The 26427-nt window shown below is 40.1% G+C and carries 23 protein-coding genes; 11 read left to right on the top strand and 12 right to left on the bottom strand.

All coding sequences use genetic code 11. From position 1 onward, the window contains the following. Nucleotides 1-18 precede the first annotated feature (18 nt). A complete protein-coding gene (locus tag NDN11_RS13390; protein WP_251109926.1) occupies nucleotides 19-648 on the top strand; it encodes an arylesterase in 630 nt (209 codons plus the stop codon). 25 nt (nucleotides 649-673) lie between these two features. Here the strand turns inward: NDN11_RS13390 and aac(6')-I are convergent, their stop codons facing one another. Next, complete coding sequence (aac(6')-I, locus tag NDN11_RS13395) at nucleotides 674-1114, bottom strand: AAC(6')-Ighjkrstuvwx family aminoglycoside N-acetyltransferase (protein ID WP_251109927.1); 441 nt, start codon at nucleotides 1112-1114, stop codon at nucleotides 674-676. Nucleotides 1115-1214: 100 nt separating this feature from the next. Then, nucleotides 1215-1829 (bottom strand): carbonic anhydrase, encoded by a 615-nt coding sequence (locus NDN11_RS13400; protein ID WP_167250763.1) that lies wholly within the window; start codon nucleotides 1827-1829, stop codon nucleotides 1215-1217. Between the two features lie 233 nt (nucleotides 1830-2062). Between NDN11_RS13400 and NDN11_RS13405 the strand changes: the two genes are divergently transcribed. Together NDN11_RS13405 and NDN11_RS13410 are read left to right on the top strand one after the other, a co-directional pair. Beyond that, nucleotides 2063-3079 carry an alpha/beta fold hydrolase gene (locus NDN11_RS13405; RefSeq protein WP_251109928.1) on the top strand — a complete coding sequence of 339 codons (1017 nt, stop codon included), beginning with the start codon at nucleotides 2063-2065 and terminating at the stop codon, nucleotides 3077-3079. A gap of 24 nt (nucleotides 3080-3103) precedes the next feature. Next, on the top strand, nucleotides 3104-4111 hold the full coding sequence (locus NDN11_RS13410) for a hypothetical protein (RefSeq protein WP_251109929.1): 1008 nt from the start codon (nucleotides 3104-3106) through the stop codon (nucleotides 4109-4111). A 32-nt stretch (nucleotides 4112-4143) separates the two neighbouring features. Here NDN11_RS13410 and NDN11_RS13415 read toward each other — a convergent pair whose 3' ends face one another. Further along, complete coding sequence (locus NDN11_RS13415; RefSeq protein ID WP_251109930.1) at nucleotides 4144-6153, bottom strand: ligand-gated channel protein; 2010 nt, start codon at nucleotides 6151-6153, stop codon at nucleotides 4144-4146. A gap of 225 nt (nucleotides 6154-6378) precedes the next feature. Then, on the bottom strand, nucleotides 6379-7017 hold the full coding sequence (gene nfuA / locus NDN11_RS13420) for a Fe-S biogenesis protein NfuA (protein WP_004652044.1): 639 nt from the start codon (nucleotides 7015-7017) through the stop codon (nucleotides 6379-6381). 153 nt (nucleotides 7018-7170) lie between these two features. Between nfuA and NDN11_RS13425 the strand changes: the two genes are divergently transcribed. From NDN11_RS13425 to NDN11_RS13440, 5 genes are all read left to right on the top strand, one after another. Then, complete coding sequence (locus tag NDN11_RS13425; protein ID WP_005145015.1) at nucleotides 7171-7788, top strand: rhomboid family intramembrane serine protease; 618 nt, start codon at nucleotides 7171-7173, stop codon at nucleotides 7786-7788. A gap of 134 nt (nucleotides 7789-7922) precedes the next feature. After that, entirely contained in the window at nucleotides 7923-9605 is a 1683-nt protein-coding gene (locus NDN11_RS13430; RefSeq protein WP_251109931.1) for an arylsulfatase, read from the top strand. Beyond that, nucleotides 9602-10603, top strand: coding sequence for an SUMF1/EgtB/PvdO family nonheme iron enzyme (locus NDN11_RS13435; protein ID WP_251109932.1), 1002 nt, complete (start codon nucleotides 9602-9604; stop codon nucleotides 10601-10603). The genes NDN11_RS13430 and NDN11_RS13435 overlap by 4 nt, the downstream gene beginning before the upstream one ends. Before the next feature lie 95 nt (nucleotides 10604-10698). After that, a complete protein-coding gene (locus tag NDN11_RS18285; RefSeq protein WP_502801322.1) occupies nucleotides 10699-10860 on the top strand; it encodes a hypothetical protein in 162 nt (53 codons plus the stop codon). Between the two features lie 184 nt (nucleotides 10861-11044). Beyond that, nucleotides 11045-12172: a helix-turn-helix transcriptional regulator gene (locus NDN11_RS13440; protein WP_251109933.1), complete on the top strand. Its 1128-nt coding sequence runs from the start codon at nucleotides 11045-11047 to the stop codon at nucleotides 12170-12172. A gap of 18 nt (nucleotides 12173-12190) precedes the next feature. On the opposite strand, the gene epmA is transcribed toward NDN11_RS13440, so the two are convergent. After that, nucleotides 12191-13174: an EF-P lysine aminoacylase EpmA gene (gene epmA / locus NDN11_RS13445; protein ID WP_167250775.1), complete on the bottom strand. Its 984-nt coding sequence runs from the start codon at nucleotides 13172-13174 to the stop codon at nucleotides 12191-12193. Then, complete coding sequence (locus NDN11_RS13450; protein ID WP_251109934.1) at nucleotides 13171-14238, bottom strand: 4-phosphoerythronate dehydrogenase; 1068 nt, start codon at nucleotides 14236-14238, stop codon at nucleotides 13171-13173. Before NDN11_RS13450 ends, epmA begins: the two co-directional genes overlap by 4 nt. 190 nt (nucleotides 14239-14428) lie before the next feature. On the opposite strand from NDN11_RS13450, the gene NDN11_RS13455 reads away from it, so the two are divergent. Continuing rightward, the gene (locus tag NDN11_RS13455; protein ID WP_251111548.1) at nucleotides 14429-14803 is read left to right on the top strand and encodes a diacylglycerol kinase; all 375 of its coding nucleotides are present in this window, start codon (nucleotides 14429-14431) and stop codon (nucleotides 14801-14803) included. Between the two features lie 647 nt (nucleotides 14804-15450). Here the strand turns inward: NDN11_RS13455 and NDN11_RS13460 are convergent. The 5 genes from NDN11_RS13460 to NDN11_RS13480 all read right to left on the bottom strand — a co-directional run bounded on the left by NDN11_RS13460 (nucleotide 15451) and on the right by NDN11_RS13480 (nucleotide 20117). Next, the gene (locus NDN11_RS13460; RefSeq protein WP_251109935.1) at nucleotides 15451-15957 is read right to left on the bottom strand and encodes a hypothetical protein; all 507 of its coding nucleotides are present in this window, start codon (nucleotides 15955-15957) and stop codon (nucleotides 15451-15453) included. Nucleotides 15958-16271: 314 nt separating this feature from the next. Then, the gene (gene groL, locus NDN11_RS13465) at nucleotides 16272-17906 is read right to left on the bottom strand and encodes a chaperonin GroEL (protein WP_251109936.1); all 1635 of its coding nucleotides are present in this window, start codon (nucleotides 17904-17906) and stop codon (nucleotides 16272-16274) included. Nucleotides 17907-17964: 58 nt separating this feature from the next. Next, entirely contained in the window at nucleotides 17965-18255 is a 291-nt protein-coding gene (locus NDN11_RS13470) for a co-chaperone GroES (protein ID WP_004652030.1), read from the bottom strand. A gap of 175 nt (nucleotides 18256-18430) precedes the next feature. Beyond that, on the bottom strand, nucleotides 18431-19198 hold the full coding sequence (locus NDN11_RS13475) for a metallophosphoesterase family protein (protein WP_251109937.1): 768 nt from the start codon (nucleotides 19196-19198) through the stop codon (nucleotides 18431-18433). Further along, nucleotides 19179-20117 carry a diacylglycerol/lipid kinase family protein gene (locus tag NDN11_RS13480; protein WP_251109938.1) on the bottom strand — a complete coding sequence of 313 codons (939 nt, stop codon included), beginning with the start codon at nucleotides 20115-20117 and terminating at the stop codon, nucleotides 19179-19181. The genes NDN11_RS13475 and NDN11_RS13480 overlap by 20 nt, the downstream gene beginning before the upstream one ends. Nucleotides 20118-20514: 397 nt before the next feature. On the opposite strand from NDN11_RS13480, the gene NDN11_RS13485 reads away from it, so the two are divergent. Continuing rightward, nucleotides 20515-22344: a phosphoenolpyruvate carboxykinase (GTP) gene (locus NDN11_RS13485; RefSeq protein WP_004801473.1), complete on the top strand. Its 1830-nt coding sequence runs from the start codon at nucleotides 20515-20517 to the stop codon at nucleotides 22342-22344. 203 nt (nucleotides 22345-22547) lie between these two features. Then, entirely contained in the window at nucleotides 22548-24740 is a 2193-nt protein-coding gene (locus NDN11_RS13490) for a TonB-dependent siderophore receptor (protein ID WP_251109939.1), read from the top strand. A gap of 53 nt (nucleotides 24741-24793) precedes the next feature. Here NDN11_RS13490 and glpD read toward each other — a convergent pair whose 3' ends face one another. Beyond that, nucleotides 24794-26314 carry a glycerol-3-phosphate dehydrogenase gene (gene glpD / locus NDN11_RS13495; RefSeq protein WP_251109940.1) on the bottom strand — a complete coding sequence of 507 codons (1521 nt, stop codon included), beginning with the start codon at nucleotides 26312-26314 and terminating at the stop codon, nucleotides 24794-24796. Nucleotides 26315-26427 lie beyond the last annotated feature (113 nt).

Below are 26427 nucleotides of genomic sequence, written 5' to 3' on the forward strand. Positions count from 1 at the left end.
GGACAAATTTGAAATACGATGCAAAAATCTAAAGTTATCTGGTCAGTTTCAAAAGCAGTTGGAATCATTGCCATTGCATTGCTCCCAACATTGGTTTCAGCAAAGACTATTTTAATTTTGGGTGATAGCCTGAGCGCAGGTTATGGCATCGATGTAAAACAAGGCTGGGTTCAATTATTACAGCAACGCCTAGACCAACAGTATCCGAAACAGCACAAAGTGGTCAATGCAAGTGTCAGTGGCGAAACCACTAGCGGTGCCTTAGCAAGACTTCCGAAGTTATTGCAAACCTATAAGCCTGAAATCGTGGTCATTGAGCTTGGCGGCAATGATGGATTACGTGGTCAACCGCCACAAATGATTCAAAAGAACCTTGCTCAATTGGTACAACTGAGCCAAAAACAGAAAGCCAATGTTTTACTGTTTGGTATAAAAATACCACCGAATTATGGGACCGCCTATAGCACGGCTTTTGAAAATAATTACAAAATTGTAAGCCAGCAATATAAAGTAAAACTGTTGCCGTTCTTCCTTGAAGGTGTGGCTGGGCAGAAACATTTAATCCAGAATGATCAAATTCACCCCAACGCCAAAGCACAACCGATCATGCTGAATGTGGCTTATCCCTATATCAAAGGCGCCTTATAAGCGCCTGTATAAAAGCTAAAGTTACTTAGCCGATATTTTTCTTAAAATACACCACACGTTCAGTTTCATGAAAACCGAGTGCTCGATGCATTGCATGGCTAATATGATTGTCCAACGCTGCATCTGAAGCAAACTCAGTACATGCAAACTGTTTGGCCCAGATTTCAACCTGCTGAACCAAATCTGTTGCGATACCTGAACGGCGATATTCAGGTAAGACATAAATCCCTTCAAGAAAAGCCACGGGTGAGGTTTGCGTACCATTCACATATTCATATCGAATCGAAGCCTCCAACATGGCAATTGCTTGTTGGCTATCGGTATAAGCCAATAATTGTAAACTATGTGCCTGTGTGATCAGTTGATGCATTTCCTGTAAATGTGTTTCTTCATGATCAGGCCAGAGTAAGCTTCTTAATCGTAGCCAATCCGATAATTGTGATTCAGATATCGGCATAATATTCATAGTGGGGCTGCTTTTTGAGTGAAACACTCAAATTGTATCAATAAAGGATATAAAGCATGAATGATAAAATAATGGCGAGTTTCTCAACTCGCCATTTGCTTTAAAAATCGAAGAAACTGACTTCACCTGTTTCCAGTGAATATTCAGCGCCTACCACAATCATTTTGCCTTTCTCGATCAGACTTTCCAACACCGCTGAACCATGACGTAATTGATTTACTGAAGCAAATACATTGGAACGAACCGCATGAGCTGACAGTTTTTTCAAATCATTTTTTAAATCTGTTTGCATCAAGATTTCAACCGAAGGACGCACACGATTGACAATCGACATCAAATTTGACGATGGCGGCTGTTCAGGGTGCATTAAGGTGTCAATGGTTGCTTGAATCGCACCACAATGACTATGTCCTAATACCACAACCACTGCACAGTCATAACGTTCTGCTGCAAACTCAACACTCCCTACTTGTGAAGGTGCAACAATATTACCTGCAACACGAATCACGAATAGGTCACCTAAGCCTTGGTCAAATACCATTTCCGCAGGTACTCGAGAATCAGAACATCCTAAAACAATCGCAAAAGGATTTTGTTCACTTGCCATTTCGGCACGTTCTTGGTGAGACAATAGTTTTTGTTGAACTGCCTCTCCCTTTACAAAACGAGCATTACCAGCTTTTAAACGTTCTAGGGCTTCTTGAGCGGTGAGCATGCTTAAATCCATCTATGGTTGACATGAGCAAACAGTTTAATGCGCACCTGTTTGAAAGTCACTGACAAAAATAAAAACTCTCGGAGCATTTGCTAATGTTTTCATCAGGGAAATAATGAAAAATTGATGATTTCATTGGCAAGAATTTCCATACAGTTGTAGATTATGCAAATGACTCCGTGACCCCCTTCCCCAATAATCAATGGGTGTAAAAATAGATCAAGGACAGAACAATGAACACAAAAAACCAATTTGCAATGCCCTTTCGTAGGACATTCACTGCAGCTTTACTGGCATGCAGTTTAACCACCATTGCAATCAGCACCACACAGGCTGCAGAAATTGAAATGAGTTTCCAAAACCTATTACAACAAGAACGTGCTTGGGCAGGCTTACAAAATAAGACTTTAAAAGTGGGTGATATCACATGGTCATATAGCGAAGGTGGGCAAGCAGGCAAACCTATCGTCATCTTGATTCATGGCTTAGCAGGAAGTCGCGACAACTGGAACCGTGTTGCACGTGCCCTCACCACAAATTACCACGTCATCATTCCAGACCTTCCAGCCAGCGGTGAAACACAAGTTCCGAAAGATTTTGATTATTCAGTTCCAAACGTGACCGAAAAATTGCGTCGTTTTGTAGAAGCAGCCAACCTTACAGGACCAGCACATGTTGCAGGCCATTCCTTGGGTGGCTCAATTGCGATGCTGTATGCTGGTCAATATCCATTTGAAACCAAAAGCTTATTCTTGATTGATGCGGCTGGTGTTTATAAGTCCGCTACAACCTCTTACCTAAAAGATCCAACCCAAGTAAAAAACATGATTGTGAGTAAGAAGGGTGACTTTAACTTCTTAATACAACAAGCCATGTATACACCACCATTTATTCCGAAGGAAATTGCACAAGCGCAAGAGAAAATGATGATTGGTCAGGTTGAGCAAACCCAAAAGATGGTTGATCAAATCATTGCACTCAATAAGTTATATACACCAGACTCATTTGCTTTACTGGCGCGCTCAATTGACGCACCAACGCTCATTTTATGGGGTAAACAAGATAAAATTATCAATGTTGAAGTTGCACCTGAGTTAAAATCGCTCTTGAAAAATGCGCAAACACCCGTGATCTTGGATAATGTTGGACATATGCCAATCTTGGAAGCAGATCAATTGGTGGTTCAGCAATATTTACCATTTCTAAGCAAGATTCAGGCACAAAAACCTGCAACTGTGCCATCACCATAAATTTGATTAATAATTTGAGATTTTATGTCTAAACAACCCATGATAGAACAACTGATTGATGCTCAACTTGATTTTCTTGACGCTGAGTTCGCACAAGCAGAAACCATTCAACTTGAGTTTAAACAGTTCTATCATTGGTTGCGTTTACAACAGCTACAGCATATTTGGTCATTTGAACAAATCTTTGAACTGATCGAAAAACAAATTTTAGCCACACCTGCCAGCGCATTTTTGATTGAACAAATTGCGGAACATATTCGCTTTGCCTTGATTCACCCTATCAATGATCAAACCACCATTGAAGATGTTGTCCCTGTACTGACCATCGACTCAATCGCACAGTATGTCGCAAGCAAAAGTGGACATCGCCAACGCTTGATCAAAACAGTGGTAAACAACCCAGCCTTTTCTGCATTAATTACCCAACTGATTCAGCATTCCATTCAAGATTATTTAGATAATTCTATGATGTCTAAACGTGTTCCCGGTGTTGGACATTTTATGAAAATGGGGAAATCGGTTTTAGAGTCAGTGACTGATTCCAATCTAAATGAAACAATTGGACATTATCTACAAAAGAATATTTTAAAAATCAGTCAAATGAGTGAAAAGGTCTTAAATCAGCATTTTAATGACGATAAACTCTACCATTTTCAAGCCAATCTCTGGCATAAAATTAAGGTCATGCCTTTATCGGTTTTACGTAATTATGTCGAAGTACAAGATTTGCCTACGACCGTGGGTATGGGGCATGAAATTTGGGAACATATTCGTCAAACGCCTTACCTAAAACAGCAAGTGCATGACGGTGTATATGCATGGTATGCCCGTAATCAGGAGCGCACTTTTGATCTTTTACTGCGTGACCTGAATATTGATGAAGCCTTGATTGAAAATGAACTAAGTCATCTACTCAGCCCTGTTTTACAGCAAGTGATTACAACTGGTTATTTGAGGCAGCGTGCCCGCGTGTATTTAGAGAAGTTTTATTATTCCGATCAAGTCCTTCAAATCATAAAATTAGAAGGATAAGGCTTTATAGCCCTATCCTTCTTCTCTGCAATTTAGAAACTATAAGTCACGCCAAGATTGTAACGGCGACCATCTAATACATAATTATAGGTTGCTGTATCAATCTCTTTATCAAATAAATTATAGATCCCCGCTGCAACAGCGATATTTTGTGTTGGCTTATAGTTTACGCCTACATCCACCATAGTGTATGCAGGTTTACCTTTCGCCATTGCAGTACGGCTCAAGTAATCTGAGGTTTTACTACGGTAATTAACACGCCCCCAACTTGAGAACTGATCATTAATTTCCCAGTCTGCCGTAGTGTTAAACATATGCTTTGGCATTTCATTTAAAGGTTTACCTTTATTCACACCACTCTTTTGTTCAGTATCTGTGAAGGTATAATTTGCACTTAAGTTCACATTCGGTAAAACTTTCCAACCAAAGGTTGCTTCCGCACCACGCATATTAGCCTTATCAACGTTCTCACGTAAGCTAACAAAGTCGAACTTCTCTCCCAACCAATCACAACTCAGTGATCCAGATGCCCCCTGACAGGTTCTAACCTCAGTGATTTTGTCTTTAAACTCACTATTAAACAGTGTCAATCCTGCTGTCAGGCTATCCAAGTCATCCCAGTTGAAAGAAACTTCATAGTTAACACTTTTCTCAGGTTTTAGATCAGGATTCCCTACAATCACGCCTTTACTCTGACCACCACCCGTTGCTTGTCCCCACTCTGCGACAGTTGCACGAAGTGCTGGTGTTTTATAACCTGTAGAAACACCGCCTTTAATCACCCAATTGTCATTTAAACCCCAAACACCATAAACTTTCGGACTCCAGTGATCGCCAAACTTTTCATCTTTATCTAAACGCAGTGAAGTTGTTAAAGTGAAATCATCCACAATGTTCCAAGCGTTTTCGGCAAATAGTGCCCAGCTATAACGATCAAGATGTGAAACTGGTTTTGCTCCGCCCACACTTAACTGGTTACCTTTATCATCTAATTCTTCTTTTAAGTACATACCACCAAAGCTAAGACTGTGGCGATCAAAATTAATTTTATTAAGGGTGTTAAATGTAGTATTGATTGCTTCCATATTGCGTGATGGATTTTCATTTTCTTCACGTTGAATATAGGAGTGTGTTTCTACAGCACCAATTTTGCCACGATGAGTCAAACTGTATTCGGTACGGTAATAGTCAGTTAATGAATTTGTTGGCGCATTTCGACCAGATTGTACAGGAGAGATACTTTTACCAACCGTTGCATCTCGATTTTGAATTGAACGTTGATATTCTAAATCAATAGTATGATCATCGTTCGGTGTCAGGCTAAATGCAGCCCCACCCGCACGAATTTTTTGCTTGCTATAACCACCATAGATTTCATCTTCATCACGTTGAGAATACAAACCATTAGCTTTAAAAGACAAAAGATTCGCAATCAAAGGACCTGCAATATACGCATTGGTTTGGTATTGATTACCTGAGTCAGAATTTTCCTGTAATGTGGTATCAAGCTTGATTGATCCAGTCCATTCATTGCTATTTTTTTTGGTAATGATATTAATCACACCACCCATTGCATCTGAACCGTATAGACCTGACATAGGACCACGGATCACTTCAATGCGTTCGATCGCACCGATATTTGGCAACCATCCCTGCTCAATACCAGAGTTATCACTATTTGGTCGTACAGAGCGAGTATTTACCTTTTTACCGTCAACCATAATCACGGTATAAGCACTGCCCATTCCCCGAATACTGATATCACTTGAGCTACCACCACCCGTGACCACTACCCCTGGGACATCTTTAAGTGCATCAGTCACATCACGATATGCTTTTTTATTGATTTCTTCTTGTGTAAGAACAGAAATAGACGCTGCGGCTTTTTTAATATCTTGTTCGAATCCGCTTGCTGTTACCACAATTTTTTCGAGTTGAACAGCATCTTTATTTGTTTGAGTTTCTGCTGCATGTGCAACTGTCATCATACCGCTCAACACAGAAATTGTGAGTAGTGATTGACGTACTATTGTATTGGACATATTCCCACCTGATTCAGAAAAAATCTTAAGATTTGCTTAAAAATTCATGAGAATTCTAACAAAAAACAAATAAAACTCAATAAAAATGATAATTATTATTATTTATATATTCACTTTGTTTTATATACATCTATTTATGAAATAAAAGAAAATGTTTTAATTTTTGATTAAATAATAAAAAAAGCCCTCGAAAGGGCTTTTAAAAATACAATAAATTTCCAGCAATTATTTAAAATAAGCGCCTTCTGCTTGCGTATGATCGGTTTGATCCACTACACGCTGTAATTCAGGCACATGCTGTCTTAACGTAGTTTCGACACCTTGCTTCAAGGTGACATCAATCGCAGAACAACCTTGGCAACCACCACCAAATTTCAATACAGCAGTCAGACCATGTTCTGGATCATTATTCACTTCGACCAAACTACAATTACCGCCATGTCCTTCTAGACCTGGATTAATTTCAGATTGCAGTACATAGGTAATACGCTCTTCAATTGAAGCATCTGGACCGACACGCGGTACTTTTGAGTTTGGTGCACGGAATGTTAACTGACCACCAAAACGATCTTTGTTGTAGTCAATTACGGCGTCAACCAAATACGGAATTGATGGTGCATCAACATAAGCAGGAAAATTAGGATAATCCTGTTTATAGTCTGTCGGCACCACTTCTTCAGGTGCGCTATATGCCATACAACATTCAGCACGTGGAGTACCTGGATGCTCTACAAAAACACGAACGCCAATTCCTGGGGTATTTTGCTTTGCTAATAAATCACCTAAATACTCTTGTGCAGATGGAGTAATTAAAAGGTTTGGAATTTCTTCTGCGACAGCAGTGTTGGTGTTCTCAGTCGACATAACAATAATCCTCAAGCTGATGTCGTTATATTAACCGAAGATGGAGGGTAATAAAAAAAAATCAACCATTTTTGTAGGAATTCTATGCAAGAACATTGTTTATTAAGTTTTTAATGGCATTATTGCTTAGACACTGATCAATTTAAAACCTATATGTTACATCTACCCTTTGGTCACACTGTGACTCTTATCATTATTACTGTTGCAATCTCCTTATTGGCCTTCTCCAATCAGGCTGTAATGAACCGTTTGATCTTTTGGCCTCCTGCAATGCAACGTGGACAATATGACCGTTTTATCACGCATGGCTTTATTCATGCCGATGGTACGCATCTATTGTTCAATATGATCACGCTGTTTTTCTTCGGCAATATTATCGAAAGCTTCTATCGTCAGTTTTTCTATGACATGGGCTTTGTTCTGTTCTATTTGGGCGGACTGATTGTTGCGATTTTACCGAGCTATCTGAAGCATCGTCATGATGCACGATGGGCAAGCTTAGGTGCTTCTGGTGCAGTCTCGGCAGTGCTATTTGCCTATATCCTGTTCCAACCGTGGAACTTGATTTTTGTGTTCTTTATTCCTGTTCCTGCAATTATTTTTGCCATTTTATATGTGGCCTATAGCATCTGGTCAGGTAAACGCGGCAATAGCAATATCAACCACAGTGCGCATCTCTGGGGTGCTGCCTATGGCGTAGTAGTGACTATCATCTTGGAACCGCGAGTTGTTCCACATTTCTTGAATCAACTCACCAAAATCCCATTTTAAATCATCTTAGGAATAAGCCCCTGCATTGGGGCTTTTCTTTTTTTAAGATTAATAATCAAATTTTAATTATTTTTATCATAAAAATCATATCTCTAAACTCGCCATAATTCTTTTATAAAATTAAGTCGATTCTCATGTCTCGTAATAGCCTTCTTAGCACGCTTTCAATTGCGTTATTTAGCCTTTCAATTTCAGCTTGCAGTAATAATGATTCTGATGATTCAAATACTGTGGTTGAAACCAAGAAACAACCCAATATTTTATTCATTATGGCAGATGACTTAGGCTATTCAGACTTAGGGGCTTTCGGTGGGGAAATTCATACCCCAAATATCGACGAACTGACCCGAGCAGGTCGCATCTTAACGGATTACCATACTGCCCCGACCTGCTCCCCGACCCGTTCACAATTGATTTCTGGAACTGACCACCATTTAGCAGGTATTGGTGCAATGGCTGAACTCACACCTGAGCATCTAAAAGGTCAGCCTGGTTATGAAGGTTATTTAAATGAACGTTCACTTTCGATTGCCGAAGTTCTCAAAGACAATGGCTATCGAACCTATATCAGTGGTAAATGGCATTTGGGTCTAACCGATGCAACCAATGCCCATGCCAAAGGATTTGATCATTCATTTACGCTATTGCAAGGCTTAGACCTACATTTTAAACAAGCTCCTACTGCCTATAAACGTAATGCCTCATATACAGAAGATGGTAAACCAGTTCCGATTTCATCCTTGCCCGATGATTTCTTCTCTACCAACTACTTCACTGACAAACTGATCAGTTATCTAGAATCAGGCAAAGGCTCGGGTAAACCCTTCTTTGCCTATGCTGCTTACACTGCACCACATTGGCCCTTACAAGCACCAGCTGAATATCGCGATCGTTATCGTGGTGTTTATGACGCAGGCTATGATGTGATTCGCGATGCGCGTATAGCTCGCCAAAAACAACTCGGATTAATTCCAGCCAACTTTAAAGCGGCAGAACCAATCGCCACGCAAAATGCACCGCAAAAATATGGCAAGTGGAATGAGCTTTCAACTGAACAAAAAGCGTTAGAAGCACGCAGAATGGAAATCTATGCAGGCATGGTCGAAAATCTGGATGCCAATATCGGTCGGGTGATTCAATATTTAAAACGTAATAACTTATATGACAACACTTTAATTTTCTTTGTTTCCGATAATGGTGCGGAAGGTTTTATTCGTGGTAATTATGGGATTGAGTCAGGTTTTGATAACAGCGTCAATAACGTAGGAACATCAAACTCTTATCACTATGTTGGGCCACGTTGGGCAGAGGTGAGTGCTGCGCCCTTTCACTTATGGAAGGATACCGCTGGTGAAGGTGCAACCACCGCACCTGCAATTGTGAAACTGCCATACCAAACCAAAGCTCAAGCCACGCATCATGGTTTTGCCTCAGTCTTGGATGTGTTCCCAACCGTGCTCGACTACGCCAATATTTCCGTCCCACAAGGTCAATACAAAGGCCGTCAAATCAATACACCAAGCGGCTATTCATGGAAACCCGTACTCGACAATAAAGCCCAAGCCATTCGCCCAGTCAACTTTAGCTTTTCCGATGAATTGCATGGCAGTAAATATGCACGTCAAGGGGACTGGAAAATTGCATTACAAGGTAAATCAGAACTCGGAACAGGTACATGGGAGTTATACAACTTGAAAAATGATCGAGGTGAAACACAAAACCTTGCTCAGGATAATCCTGCCAAGTTACAAGAACTGGTGGATGTCTATAACAAATATACCCAGCAAAATGGTGTTAAGGAATACAACCTTAAATGAAGTGGATTACCTTTTTAATTTCACTCAGCAGCCTGTCCCTCGTGACAGGCTGTAGCAAAGTTAAGCCTGCTAACACTCATTCTCATACACAAAATAGCACCGAGACTCGACTAGGCTCATTACAGCAATGCCAACAGTATTCTGGTTTACCCGAAGCATGGCAAAACAGTAAAACCGCTGGGATGGTATGGGTTCCTAAAGGTTCATTTCAATTGGGATCAAATCTTGCCTACCCTGATGAGCTGAATTTTGGCCAAGCACAACGTCAGGTGGCAGGTTTTTGGATCGATCAAACCGAAGTAACGGTTGCCCAGTTTTCCAGTTTTGTTAAAGCAACAGACTATGTCACTGATGCGGAAAAACAGAAACAAGCTGCCGTATTTTCTCCTGATGTCAATAACCCAAATCAATGGTGGCAACTGAAAGTAGATTACACATGGAAAACACCGAATGGCGTTCAAGGTCAGCCTCCATTGCCGTCTGAGCCAGTTCGCTATGTCACTAAAAATGATGCTGAACACTATGCCGTTTGGTTGGGGCGGGATTTACCCACAGAACAAGAATGGGAATATGCAGCCAAGGCTGGTTCGAAAACCGATACCCCTTTACACCAAGCACCACAGGATGCCCATCAACATCCACAAGCCAATTATTGGCAAGGTGAATTTCCTTTCAATAATACGGTTGCAGATCATTTTCAAAGTGTCGCACCCGTCGGCTGTTACTCTGCAAATGCCTTTAAGCTGTTCGATATGATTGGCAATGTCTGGGAGTGGACCTCATCTGTTTATCACGGCGCACATGATCAGCACATGGGCAATTACGCAGAACTGCGTCAACAAAACAGCACCGCAACGCAATATGTACTTAAAGGCGGTTCTTTTCTATGCGCCTCCAACTTTTGCGCCCGTTATCGAAATAGCAGCCGCTATCCACAAGAATTTGATTTGGCAGCTACGCATGTCGGATTTAGAACGGTTTTACGTACAGCTGAATGATACAAATCTATGTTAAAAACCTGCATCATTCTGCTCGCTGAAACCGACTGATCGATTTACAGTAGTAGGGAAAGCAATAACAATAGGATGCAAGGATGAAAATAATACTGCTCTGCTTCAGCACTTTACTTACATTCGGCTTATCGGCCTGTGCCGTACATACCCCGCATGACAGCGTAATTGTTGATCCAGACAACCATCATGATAGTCATGGTGATTTCTGCCCTCCAGGACAAGCCAAAAAGGGGCGCTGCTAAGCCCCAATTTGCCTAAACTGATTATTGCGTTTAGGCATATTTCGTTCAAAGCTGATTTAACCTTAAATACTCATTTCATCTGATAATTGCATAAGAAGTCACATTTTTTTAATTTAATAATTTCATTTAGTTAAAATCCATATAGACTATATGGAATACATTCTATTTTTCGATGGGATTTTAGATGACTCTAAGCCAACACAGCCCAGTCGTGGACATCTTGAATAAAGTTCAGCATGCTGATGATTGGATGACCTTCTTAGAGCAACTGAATCACTATTTTGATGTGCAAGCTTCGCAACTGTTGGCTGTTGACCTTGAAGTCCAAGCACTCTCTTTCAGCGTCCATCACGGGGTGAATTTTGACTCCAATCAACTGGAACAAGCCGCACTGACCCAAATCCGCTTGGCCATAGATGATGACCCGCGTTTAAAGAAAATGCTTTTGGGACCGATGACGGGATGGATGCATTGCAATCAACACTTTCAAGAGCACGAAATCACCCAAACACAAGTTTACCAACGTGTTTTACAGCCCTTAGATCTACGTTTCTGTTCAGCCATTCAAATCATTTATGATCATAAAGTCTGTGTATTACTGGCCTTTCTCACCAGCCCTAAGCGTGGTGCGTTAAGCTGTATTGAACTTCAGCCGATTTATGAAATTTTACCGATCGTACAGCAGAAAATTCAACAATATCGCCATCATTTTGAATATTCCACCATGACCTTACTTGGGTCACAGTTAATTCAAAAAATGAACCAACCGATTGCGATTATTAACCTCAATGGGGATATCTTAGAAATTAATCGTGAAGCTGAACAGTTACTGGAGCATAATCCGCATATTTGCATTCAGCAACGCCGCTTTATTTTCAGTGAAAACAAGCAAATCCAATTCGATCAACACCTGATTGAACTCGAACGTCAGTATAAAAACAATCCTAAACAAACAAGTCATGAATGTTCTAAAATCATGCTGCTCGATCAACACTTATTCTTAACGCTAGATTTACTCAGCCCAGAAAAAAGCCATAAGATTTTTGGCCTTCGTCCAGTCTTACTTGCAACCTTTTCTGGATTAAAACAGAAGCCAAAATATCAGAAAGACATTTGTACCCAGCTGTTTATGTTTACACCTGTTGAACATAAAATATGTGAGCAACTGCTTGAGGGCAAAACCACCAAAGAAATTGCCCTTTCACATGAAATTCAAGCGGATACGGTAAAGAAGCATCTGCAATCAATTTTCAAAAAAACCGGAACTCATCGCCAAAGTGAATTAATACAGCTATTGATGCAACTTCTATAAAGATTGAAAATAAATGCCTTAGGCAATCTCTGCTGGGAATGCAATAACCTGATCAATTTTGACTTGATTCATGGCAACCATAAGTAAGCGGTCGATACCCAAAGCAATACCAGAACATTCTGGCATATGGGGTAAAGCTGCCAATAAATATTGATCAGTTGGAATCACAGCCAAACCCTGCTTTGCACGTTCTGCATTATCTGCCTCAAAACGAGATGCTAGAACTTCAGCATCTAATAACTCATCATAGGCATTTGCCAGCTCTAGACCTTCGATATAAACCTCAAAACGAGCTGCAACGGACTCACCATCCTCATCCAGTTTTACTTTGGCCAATGACGCCATTTCAGGTGGGAAGTCAGTTAAAAATACAGGCGCATCAAAGCCCAGACTTGGCTCAACAAAGTGCGAAAATAACAGATCCATATAAGCCAGACGATCATCACCCAAATCAAGATTAAGCCCAACACGATTGGCAGTCTCTTTGAGTTGTTTCAAGCTGGCTTGCAAAGGATTAATATCCAAACGATCCTGAAAAGCATGCTTATAACTGAGAACTACTGGACGAATATCACCAAAACGATGTGCCAAACAGGTTTCTAACAGATCCGCAGTTTCATGCATCAAGCCTTTTAAGTCTAATCCCGGTCGATACCATTCCAACATGGTAAATTCACTGTTGTGCTTACGCCCGTGTTCATCATCGCGAAACACTTTGCAAATTTGATAGATTGCCCCACTGCCACTGGCCAATAAACGTTTCATTGGAAATTCAGGCGAGGTCTGTAAATACTGGGTATTTAATTTGCCATGAATATGACGCTGTACTTGAACAGAAGCCAAATGTACATCCGTCACCCCTGCCTGAGACAAAACTGGAGTTTCTACTTCTAAAACACTGCGTTGTGCAAAAAACTGACGAATCTTGCCGTACATCTCCGCACGTGCTTTTAAGGCATCAATTGAACAGGTTGGTTGATAGCTTTTCATTGCTTGACTCATGCTTTTGGTCCACCGTGTGCAGCCCACTCACGGCGTAAGGGATAATTTTTCCGAAGTAGGTCAAATGCTGTTTGCTCTACCTTACCTGCTTGTACACACGCACGTAGTTGCTGATCATCGGCAGCAATATCATAAATCTGAGTCAGATGTTGTTTAAGCGCAGCTTTTAAATCCTGCTGCTCAAAATATTGTTCCACCTGAGGCAATTGACTCTCAAAATGCTTTGAGACTTGATAAGAAAATTTATCGCAAAAAGCTTGATAGATCATTTGTGTGCCTCTGGCCTTACCTTCCAGACTATAGCCCGCAATATGTGGTGTCGCCAATGCCAGTAAATGCAACAATTGCTCAGAAATTTCAGGTTCAAACTCAAATACATCGAGAACGACTTGACGCTGCGTCGCGATAATATCTGCCATTAATGCAGCCTGTTCAATGACAGGACCACGCGCACTATTGATTAAAATAGCAGAAGGTTTCATTGCAGCCAAAGCAGTTGCATCAAATAAATGCTGTGTTGGGAAATCACCTGATAATGTTAAAGGCACATGGATCGAAATTGCATCGGCATGTTTTAACAGCTCGTCAAAAGAGACATTTTCAATACCGCCTAATTGCACATAAGGATCATAGCCAATGACATTCCAACCAAGCAATTGTGCCATCACGGCTAGACGACTGCCGACATTCCCCAAACCAATAATGGCTAAAGTGAAGGCTTTATTTTTTTCCAAAAGATTGATATCTAAGTGTAGTAACGCAGTAATCACATATTCAGCAACTGCTTGCGCATTACAACCCGCGGCATTACTCCACGCAATCTGTTGTTGCTCTAAGGCTTGAATATCTAGGTGATCGGTTCCGATAGTGGCGCTGCCCACGAATTTGATCGAGGTCTGGTCAATCAAGGCATGGTTTACTTTGGTCACAGAGCGAACTAAAAGTGCATCGGCATCCTGTACATCAGCATGGGTCAGAGTACGTCCTGCTCGGTGCTGTATTTCTGCAAATTCCGCAAAGAAATAATCGGTAAATGCCAAATTTTCATCTGCGATAATTTTCATGCAGCGCTTTCCTTCAATAATTCTGTGCTTATTATCCTTAGCACAACACAAATTGACAATTTATAAATGCAAGCTTTGTAGAGATTAATGGCAGAAAGCTGTGGCTTATGCTACACGCATGCGACATATTGCCAATTTACTGCAACATCTTTGCTCTTATAATACGCCTTTCTCTCATTCCTCTATCGTAATGACGCAATACTCTCCCTATAAAGGCAAAAGTGGCATTAAAAGGATTCTCAATGCCACAGGCTATTCAATCGCAGGATTTAAAGCTGCTTTTAGCCACGAAGCTGCCTTCCGACAAATCCTATTACTGAATGTGATCTTGATCCCACTCAGTTTTTTTGTACACGTATCAGCCGTTGAGCAAGCACTTATGGTTGCTGTCTGTTTATTGGCGATTATTGTAGAGCTGTTTAATTCCGCTATTGAAGCTGTAGTTGATCGTGTGTCCTTAGAAAAAAATCCATTGTCTAAGAATGCAAAAGATATGGGTAGTGCTGCGCAATTTGTTTCCTTGGCGATTATCTTTTTTACTTGGATGATTATTTTATTTCGATAAATTCCAAGAAATATCCATAAAAAAATCCCTGCATATGCAGTAATCCTGAACAGTTAAGGCTAAAACTTAAAAAATGTAGTAAAAATGAGTGTACATAAATACGCTCATTTTTATGAGTTTATTTCAAAGTTTAGATTTCACGCTTCAACAAACAAACACATCCCTCTCAAATTTCTCTGAATTTATCAATTTAAACTGGATCGAGCACTCTGTACAACAAACAGGTAAATACGTCGATTTGGAACTACGAATATTCATTTAATTGGCGTATAAGTTATCTCGCCTGCAAAAAACCACCAGAAATAAACACAAATCAAAAAAATTACTCTCGTGGTACAACTGCCAATATAACTACAAAACCACAAGCCACTCTATTAACTTGTGACTTTGCTGTAGATTTCTTATTTTTTAAATAAATTTTAAAAAAGCAATGCTTACTAGTAAGTTAATTTGCATTAAAACAATCGAATAAAATAAGTTGTTAATAATATGATGAGCCCAACCCATAAAGGTCGTCTTAATGATTTTGGACCAAAAAGTGCTCCTAGGATAATAATGATAGGCGCAACAAAAATACTTATAATCTGAATCGTATTCAATTGATCAAACATATATTACTCCTATCACTACTCTTGTCATCTTCAAAATTATAGTTGCTTCCCACCATGATCAAGCAAAAGCTTTACAAGCTCATCCATTTTACCATCAGCAACAGGAAGGAGATATACTTTTTTATTACCCTCAATTCCTACACAATTAAAATACTCTTTCTTAAAGCCATTCCAGTGTCCAATACTATACTTGTCTAAAACAAAATCAAACTCAACAAACTGAACACTTTTAAACTCAAATATATTAAGCACCAGAAATTCATCTTTAAAATAAAAATGAAATACGGAACGACTATAATATTTAAAAATTCTCTTAAATATATACAGCAAACAAATAAAACCAAGAACAACAGGATAAAGATAGTATAATGAAATATTAAAATTAAAAACAATTACAACCCATCTATCAGAATTAAAAACCGCAGGTATTAGCATCCAAAAACAGGCTAATAAAAAAACTAAAACAATAAGCTCACTCTTTACATACTTAATAAAAGCAGCATTTATAAAATGATCATATTTCGTTAACTCATAAGACCCCATTATTTTTTCTCCGCTTTTTTCTTTTCCAACTTTTCTCTATTCCTAGACCAATTATTAGCGATATCAGTTAATACTTTAAATGCAAATGATTCCCTACACTCTCTAATCAATAAGATCCTCCAACGACTCCAAACACATCTGATTTTGTAATTAATTAAGGTCAACTATATGATCGAATTAATAGTGATCCATGAATTAAAAAGGTCACAAATAAAATTTGCGACCTTTTTGTAACAAACTCAAATGTGAGTAAGTTAAAAATTTATAGCTTAAATCATATTAAATTATAATAATTTAAACTATATATGAGCAGTTTACATCATGCCGCCCATACCACCCATAGCGCCCATATCTGGACCAGCTGGTTTATCTTCTGGGATATCAGTAATCATACATTCAGTCGTCAACATCAAACCAGCAACAGAAGCTGCGTGTTCAAGTGCAGAACGGGTTACTTTAGCAGGGTCAAGAATACCCATTTCCAACATATCACCATATTCGCCAGTTGCAGCGTTATAACCGAAGTTACCTTCACCCGCTTTAACGGCATTGATCACAACTGAAGGCTCATCACCTGCATTTGAAACGATTTGACGAAGCGGCGCTTCAATCGCACGACGTAAAATGTTGATACCTGCAGTTTGATCTTCGTTCGCGCCTTTTAAGCCATCCAATACGTTTACAGCACGTACCAGTGCAACACCACCACCTGCAACAACACCTTCTTCTACTGCTGCACGAGTTGCGTGAAGCGCATCGTCAACACGATCTTTCTTCTCTTTCATTTCAACTTCAGTTGCCGCACCAATTTTGATGACTGCAACACCGCCAGCTAATTTAGCAACGCGTTCTTGAAGTTTTTCTTTGTCGTATTCAGAAGTAGATTCTTCGATTTGCGCACGGATCTGTTGAACACGTTCAGCGATTTGTGCAGCATTACCAGCACCATCAACAATTACTGTATTTTCTTTAGAAACAGTGATTTTGTGTGCAGTACCTAGATCTTGAAGAGAAGCTTGCTCTAAAGACATGCCTACTTCTTCAGAAATCACAGTCGCGCCAGTCAAGATCGCGATGTCTTGAAGCATTGCTTTACGACGGTCACCAAAACCAGGTGCTTTAACCGCACATACTTTGATAATACCGCGCATGTTGTTCACAACAAGTGTTGCAAGCGCTTCGCCTTCAACATCTTCAGCGATAATAAGAAGTGGTTTACCAGTTTTAGCAACCGCTTCTAATACAGCGATCAATTCACGGATATTGCCGATTTTTTTATCAACAAGAAGGATGAACGGATTTTCAAGTTCAGCAGTTAAGGTATCTTGCTTGTTCGCGAAGTATGGAGAGATATAACCACGGTCGAACTGCATACCTTCTACAACGTCTAATGCGTCTTCAAAGCCAGAACCTTCTTCTACAGTGATAACACCTTCTTTACCTACTTTTTCCATCGCTTGAGCGATAAGTTTACCAACAGTCGTATCAGAGTTCGCAGAGATTGAACCTACTTGTTCAATTGCTTTGAAATCATCAGCAGGTTTTGCATTGGTACGGATATTTTCAACTACAGTTTTCACTGCGATGTCGATACCACGTTTTAAATCCATTGGGTTCATACCTGCAGTTACAGATTTGATCCCTTCATTTAAGATTGCTTGAGCAAGTACAGTTGCAGTTGTTGTACCGTCACCCGCAATGTCATTTGTTTTAGAAGAAACTTCGCGAACAAGTTGAGCACCCATGTTTTCAAACTTGTCTTTCAAAGAAATTTCTTTCGCAACGGTTACACCATCTTTAGTGATGTGCGGTGCACCGAAAGAACGGTCGATCACAACGTTACGGCCTTTAGGACCTAAAGTTACTTTAACTGCATCTGCAAGTACGTTTACGCCTGCAATCATTTTTGAGCGAGCTGAATCACCAAATTTTACGTCTTTAGCTGACATGTTAAACTCCGAATCTTTTTAAATACTGTATCTGATTAATTTGTGAGTTATGGATCAATTAGCCTTCAAGTACAGCTAAGATATCTGACTCTTTCATGATCAAGAGTTCTTCACCGCTTACTTTTACTGTTGTACCTGCATAAGTACCGAACAATACTTTATCGCCAACTTTAACGTCTAAAGCGCGAACGCCATTGTCAGTGATTTGACCATTACCGACTGCAATTACTTCACCTTGAGATGGTTTTTCAGCAGCAGAACCTGGAAGTAAAATACCACCAGCCGTTTTAGTTTCTTCTTCTACGCGACGAATCACAACACGATCATGTAATGGGCGAATGTTGCTCATAGTTAACTCCATCAGACTTAGTCTTATTGATTAATGTGTATCGCCAATTCATGGCAATACATAAAATTTTGATATGCCACTTTTGTGGGGTTAAAAAAAATAGCTTCAAGGGGAAAATGAAAAAAAATTCTACTTATAGATGTTTTTTTAAACATCAAAATCTATAGCTGCCGAATTAAACAACAGTTTGTGATTTCACAAATATTTTAAGCGACTCATCAAACCAATAATGCTCAATCGTTCCATCATTCAAAATCACATTAAAACTATTCGAAAATCCAAAGCGTAATCGGTTTGAAGTTGCTGTACCCGCATGAATATCCAAGATGGGATGATCAAATCCTAACTCAAAAATTTGATTTAAATCGTGTATAGCCACTTTGTGTAAATGTCCATGCAATAAACCAAACAAGCCTGTTGCGCCCCATTTTTCCAACGCGATTTTTCCCAAAACTGGACAGTCTTTATCACCATGCTCATTCGGAAAGGTATAAAAGGGTTGATGAAAAACCACCAATTTTATTTTGTTGGCTGGCGCAATGTTTAACTTCTCGTAAGTCTCATGAATTTGCTCAAGTGAAATATGACCACGGGTATGGTAACGGCGGCGAATACTATTCATCCCAACTATATAAAAATGCTCCGTTTCCAGCGTTGTTTCCAAACGACCAAAGAATGCCTGATAACGAACAAAAGGCGAAAAGAAGCGATTCCATACATGGTAAAGCGGAATATCGTGATTACCTGGCACCACCAAATAAGGAAGATTGAGCGTATCTAGAAATTGTCGACATGCATAAAACTGCTTAAGGCGCGCACGTTGGGTAAGATCACCACTCACAATCACGGCTTCAGGACGATGTTGATGGCAAAACTGCTTGATTGCATCAATGCAGACTTCACGCTCCGTTCCAAAATGCAGATCAGACAGATGTAACAGCATTCGGAACCATCACTTTTAAGGCTGATTTTTTGACTGAGAATTTTAACGGGGTTTGCATTTCCATAAGTTCTCCATCCACTGCAACCGTTAACTTTGCCTTTTTACAATCGACCTGTATATGTTCGGCACAAAATGAATACACATCTGAAGCCTGATCAATTTTTCCCTGAATCAGTTTCCATAACATTTTTAATAAACTGAGACGATCACTTTTAGCCACCACCACACCTGCCAACTTTCCATTGGCAGCACACTCGGCAATTCTTAACTTCATATCACTCAGTTGCAGTTGATTATTACCAAAGAAAACCAATGGGGTCGCAACAGGATATCTCTGCCCATCCACAGTGACAGCCAGTTTTAAAGATTTATGCTCTCGAAGTAATACATCTAAACCAGAGGTATAGGCATGAAGTGGAAATCGCCCTAGACGCTGATTATATAATTCACGTTTTTTTATAAATAAAGGATATAAACCTAAACTCGCATTATTCAAATAAATCTGATCATTTATTCCCGCAACATGTACTGATTGTATCGAACCCGTTGCAATCACCTCTGCCGCTTGCGCAACGTCAATAGGAATATGCAAAGCACGTGCAACATAGTTAAATGTCCCTAATGGTATGATCCCCATCGGAATATCTGTATGCATCAATTGTTTTGCAACCGCATTTAAAGTTCCATCTCCTCCCGCTGCAACGACAACACCCTTCTGCTCAGAAGACTGATGTCGAGCCAAGACCGTTGCCATCATGTCATCAAAGTGAACTTGAGAATTTAACTCAAAAACCTGAATTTCGAACCCATATTGCGTCCAAAAGGTCATGAGACGCTCATATTCGTCATCTTGTTGAGCGGCATGAAAACCTGATTTTTGATTATAAATAATAGATAAAGGCTTTACATTTTGAGCCATAAATCTCAACCTTAAGACAGATCATTCACATATTTTTGTTTACAAAATCAACAAATAAAAGCTTGTTTATGTAAATTTTGAATGAGCTTCATTCATATAATCAATAACAATTCTCAAAAAAATAAAAATATCATAAAATATTGTTTTACAACGTGATTTATAACAAAAATAATATATATAAATAAACAAAATATTAAAATATAAAATAACAAAGTCAAATAAAAACAATACATTAAACCAAAATATACATTTCCACATTCATACCCCTCACTATTCTTTAGTCTTATATTTTTTATGATTTTATGCTTTAATACAGCCACTTTTTTTACTTCCTCTATCTTACTGCCATCCAGTTGATAGAACTTGTACGTTGTACACATTTTAAAAAGGCATCACCATGACCCAAGTGAACGCACCAGAATTCGTTCGTCACCCTAAGCTTATTGCATGGGTGGAAGAAATTGCAAAATTGACCAAACCAGCAAAAATCGAATGGTGTGACGGCAGCGAAGAAGAATATCAACGTCTTATGGACTTGATGATCGCTAACGGCACCATGCAAAAACTTAACCAAGAAAAACATCCTGGTTCTTATCTTGCAAATTCTGACCCTTCTGACGTTGCTCGTGTTGAAGACCGTACTTATATTTGCTCGCAAAATGAAGAAGATGCTGGCGCAACAAACAACTGGGTTGCTCCTGCAGAAATGCGCGAAAAATTAAATGGATTATTTGACGGTGCAATGGAAGGCCGTACCATGTATGTGGTTCCCTTCTCGATGGGTCCTTTAGGAAGCCACATTGCTCACATTGGTATCGAGTTAACAGATTCACCTTACGTTGCAGTCAGCATGACTAAAATGGCACGTATGGGTAAAGCAGTTTATGACGTATTAGGTACAGATGGTGAGTTTATCCCATGCGTACACACTGTTGCTGCACCATTAAAAGATGGTCAAAAAGATGTTGCTTGGCCATGTAACAACGAAAAATATATCGTTCACTATCCAGAAACTCGTGAAATCTGGTCTTACGGTTCTGGTTACGGTGGCAATGCATTATTGGGTAAAAAATGCTTAGCATTACGTATTGCTTCTGCGATGGGTCGTGAGCAAGGCTGGTTAGCTGAACACATGCTGATTTTAGGTGTGACTAACCCACAAGGTGAAAAACACTACATCGCAGCAGCATTCCCTTCTGCATGTGGTAAAACAAACTTTGCAATGTTAATTCCACCAGCAGGTTACGAAGGCTGGAAGATTGAAACAGTAGGTGACGATATTGCTTGGATCAAACCAGGTGAAGATGGTCGCTTATATGCAATCAACCCAGAAGCTGGTTTCTTCGGTGTTGCGCCTGGTACAAATACCAAAACTAACCCGAACTGTATTGCAACCATGCATAAAGATGTGATTTACACCAACGTTGCTGTGACTAAAGATGGCGAAGTATGGTGGGAAGGTCTAACTAAAGAAGTTCCAGCTGACTTGATCACTTGGAAAGGCCAACCATACGTTGAAGGCGAAAAAGCAGCACATCCAAACTCACGCTTTACTGTTTCTGCTGGTCAATGCCCTTCGATTGACGCTGACTGGGAAAATCCAGCAGGCGTACCAATCTCTGCATTCATCTTCGGTGGTCGTCGTGCAGATACCGTGCCTTTAGTTTCTGAAGCATTTGACTGGGTTGATGGCGTTTATAAAGCAGCAACGATGGGTTCAGAAACAACTGCGGCAGCGGTTGGTCAACAAGGTATCGTTCGTCGTGACCCATTCGCAATGCTTCCATTTGCGGGTTACAACATGGCTGACTACTTCGGTCATTGGTTACAACTTGGTCAAGAAGTTGGTGCAAAAGCTGAAGCTGCTGGTAATAAATTACCAAAAATCTTCAATGTAAACTGGTTCCGTCGTGATGCTGAAGGCAACTTCGTATGGCCTGGTTTCGGTCAAAACATGCGTGTTCTTGAGTGGATTATTGATCGTTGTGAAGGCCGTGCTGAAGCGACTGAAACACCAATCGGTTATGTTCCAACTTACGAACAGTTGAACTGGAATGGTATTGATTTCTCTAAAGAGCAATTCAATACAGTCACAGCACAAGACAAAGATCAATGGATCAAAGAACTTGAAAGCCACACTGAGTTATTCACTAAACTTGGTGCTCGCTTACCTCAAGCGCTTAAAGATCGTCAAAATGAATTATTAGCAGCTGTTAAATCTGCTTAATCCCATTTATTGCCCTCTTGATCAAAGAGGGATCTAGGGAAATTAAAAAAGGTCACTTCGGTGGCCTTTTTTATTAGCCAATTTTCGAAAATTCCTATTAACTCATCATCCCACACTAGCTATTCCCATTAAGCTTTAGACAAAATAAATTGCAAAATTAACGAATATTAACAATAATTGTAACAATAATATTTCTCATTTACATGGTTGTAGGTATGAGTTCATCGCCTCTGTTTAAACGCACCCCACTCTTTTTAGCTATCTCAACATTAGTCAGTATCAGCTCTTATAGTTATGCACTTGATGAGGGATCGCAACAACTGCCAACCATCAAAGTCCAAGCAACTCAGGACAGCGACACCAGCGAGAAAACCAAAGCATACAGTATTAAAAATAGCTCAAGCGCAACCAAACTGAATATTGAAGCCAAAGAAATTCCGCAAACCGTTAATGTAGTAACACGTCAGCAAATTGAAGATTTCGGTCTGACCAGTTCTAGAGATGTACTCAACAATACACCAGGTGTGACCGTTAACTCACTTGAAACTGAACGCTCAGTGTATATGGCACGTGGTTTTGAAATCTCAAACATTCTGGTTGACGGTGTAGGCTTCCCTTCTGGTGGCTGGAATTATAATGATACCAATCCAGATAGCTATTTCTACGATCGTATTGAAGTGATTAAGGGTGCAGATGCACTAACCAATGCATTTGGCGATCCAAGCGCAACCATTAACTACATCCGTAAACGCCCAACTAAAGAGTTCCAAGCCAATGCAGGTCTAAGTTATGGTTCATGGGATACGCAACGCTATGAAGCAGATGCCTCAGGCAGCCTCGTATCAGATGGCAGTGTTCGCGGTCGTGTTTCTGGTTTTCAGCAAACAGGTGATTCGCACTTAGATCACTACACTTCTGAGAAAAATGGGATTGCAGCTGCCTTAGAAGCAGACCTTACTAATAGTACATTGCTTACCATTGGTGCGAGTCAGGAGAAAAACAAACCGAATGCCAATAACTGGGGTGCTTTACCTCTTATGGATTCTTCAGGTAAACAAATCAGTTATGATCGCTCTTATAATCCAAACCCAGACTGGACCTATTGGGACAATACTTCTCGAAATGCATTTTTTGAGCTCAAACAGAAACTTTCTGAGAATTGGTCAGCCAACCTAAACTACAACTACAATGAAAAGAATCGCGACAGCCGACTGTTATACTATTATGGTTATCCAATGGCTAATGGCGCTGATATCGATTTTACCGCTAAAGGCTTTAGTGAAAAAAATAAACAACACAGTGTTGACCTCAACCTAAATGGAAAGTTTGAATTATTCGGTCAACAACATGAAGCGATTGTTGGTTACAGCTTCACGCAGAGCAAACAAAATGACGCTCAAACTGTGGGCGACATCCAAGACAGTAATGTTGGAATATGTGTTCGTGGCACAGGCGACAATGAATACAAAGCCCAATGTACTACTAATTGGGCAAGCTGGACCCCAAATAGTGTGATCTGGGGTCCATTCACAAAAACAGCAGATTATACTCAACGTAATCAATCTGTTTATGCAGCAACCCGCCTACACTTCAATGATGATTTAAAATTAACCCTAGGTGCAAACTACGTCCAAGCCAAGAGTGAAGGTACGAGTTACGGCGACCCAATGAATTATAACGAGAGCAAAGTATCGCCATATGCGGGTATTACCTATAACTTCACCCCTGAATATACGGGTTATATGAGTTATACCTCGATTTTCCGCCCACAAACCTCAGTTGACAAAGCAACGGGCAAAGTTGCAGATCCAATTGAAGGTAAAAGCTATGAAGTTGGGTTTAAGAGTTCTTGGCTAGACAACAAACTTACTGGAACACTGGCTGTGTTTAGAACTGAGGAAAATAGCTACCCGCTTCGCTCAACTGACAACCCTTCTCTCGATCGTAGAGTTGAAATTAGTGATCTTCGCTCACAAGGTGTAGAAGTTGGTCTGGCGGGACAACTCACCGATCAAGTCAATGTTTCTCTTGGCTACACCCAATTTAGCCTGCAAGACCTAAAGAATGGCGGTGCTGCAAGAACTTATAACCCAACGCAAAGCTTCAATCTTCTAACAACTTATTCCCCTGCTCAGCTACCAAAACTGAAAGTTGGAGCAGGTGTGAAATGGCAAAGTAAAATCACCCGCTTTGACCCAAGCTATAGCACTTATCTCAAACAAAGTGATTATGCGCTGCTTAACTTGATGGCAAGCTATGACATTAGTCCAAATCTCAGTATTCAGGCCAATGCCAATAACGTAACTGATAAAAAATACTTAAACAGCTTTACTGATGGACAAGCCTTCTACGGAGCACCTGCAAATTACACCGTTGCATTCCGCTTCAAGTACTAATTAAGACCAATAAAAAAGCCCCTTATTCAAAGGGGCTTTTTTATTAGGAATTTTTAAGCAGCAACCGTGCTATTTGGTTTATTTGCTAAATACACATCTAAGCTTTCGATTTCGCTTGGCGCAAAGTTGAGACCCAATTTTGAACGTCTCCACAAAATATCTTGGCTAGTCGTTACCCACTCAAAGCGACATAAATAATCCACTTCTTTCGCATACAAGCCTTGACCAAAATGCTGACCTAACTGCTCAACCGAAGTTGCTTCACCCAAGATATTCCAGATACGTGAACCATAAGCAGATGCCCAACGTTTTGCCAAAGCCTCAGATGCATCGGTGACTTGTGCACGAATCTCTTTCGCCAACTGTTCAGCTGATGCCATATTTTCACCACCAGGCAAAGCTTCTGTCGCTGTCCAACTGCCCTTCATTTCTGGGAAAAATGCTTTGAGCTGCTGCATTGCAGATTCTGCCAACTTACGATAAGTCGTTAACTTACCACCAAAGACTGAAAGTAACGGTGCCTGATCTTCCGCTTCTTGCGATAAAGCCAAAGTATAGTCACGGGTAATGGCAGATGGATTATCCGATTCATCGTCACATAATGGACGTACACCCGCAAAAGTAGAAATAATATCGGCTTGGGTTAACTGATTTTTGAAGTGCGCATTGCTTACCTCAATCAAGTAATCAATTTCTTCTTGGGTGATTTTTACTTGTGCAGGATCACCTTGATACTCACGATCCGTGGTTCCAATCATGGTGTATTGGTCTAAGTATGGAATCGCGAACACAATACGACGATCATCATTCTGCATGATAAATGCTTTGTCGCCTTCATAAAGCTTCGGCACAATGATATGGCTACCTTGAATCAAACGAATGCCATATGGTGATTTAAGCTGTAAATCTTGCTTAATGAATTGTGCAACCCAAGGGCCAGCAGCATTCACTAAAGCCTTAGCTTTGATCTGGAATTGACCTTGTGCATTTTCCAAATCAACGATCCAGTATTGCCCTTCACGTTGTGCAGATAGGCAACGGGTACGCGTCACAATGTCTGCACCCTTTTCACGTGCATGCATGGCATTCAACACGACCAAACGAGAGTCATCTACCGCGCAGTCTGAATATTCAAAACCGCGAGTAATCGCAGCGTTTAATGGGCTGTCTTCTTTAAAATAAACGTTGTTCGAACCCAATAACTTTTCACGTTTACCCAAGTGATCGTAAAAGAACAAACCTGTACGAATCAACCACGCTGGGCGTAAGTGTGGACGATGCGGCATGATAAAGCGCATAGGACGGATAATGTGTGGTGCTTTTGCCAACAATACTTCACGCTCAGCCAGCGCTTCACGGACTAAGCGAAACTCTTTGTGTTCAAGGTAACGTAAACCACCATGGATTAACTTACTACTTGCAGAAGAGGTATGGCTAGCCAAATCATCTTTTTCACAGAGGAATACAGATAAACCACGACCTGAAGCATCCGCTGCAATACCAACACCGTTGATACCGCCACCAATCACAGCAAGGTCATAAATTTTTTCATTTGACTGAGGAGAAGTTTGCATAAATCACCGCAAATATTCATTATTGTTCAATAACGAACATTTAAACACGTGAAATGAAAATAAACAACAAAAAACAGTCAAAAAAATGCCAATTTATAGACATTTTTAGATAA

This window comes from Acinetobacter sp. C26M (assembly GCF_023702675.1).
In the GTDB taxonomy this organism is placed as follows: domain Bacteria; phylum Pseudomonadota; class Gammaproteobacteria; order Pseudomonadales; family Moraxellaceae; genus Acinetobacter.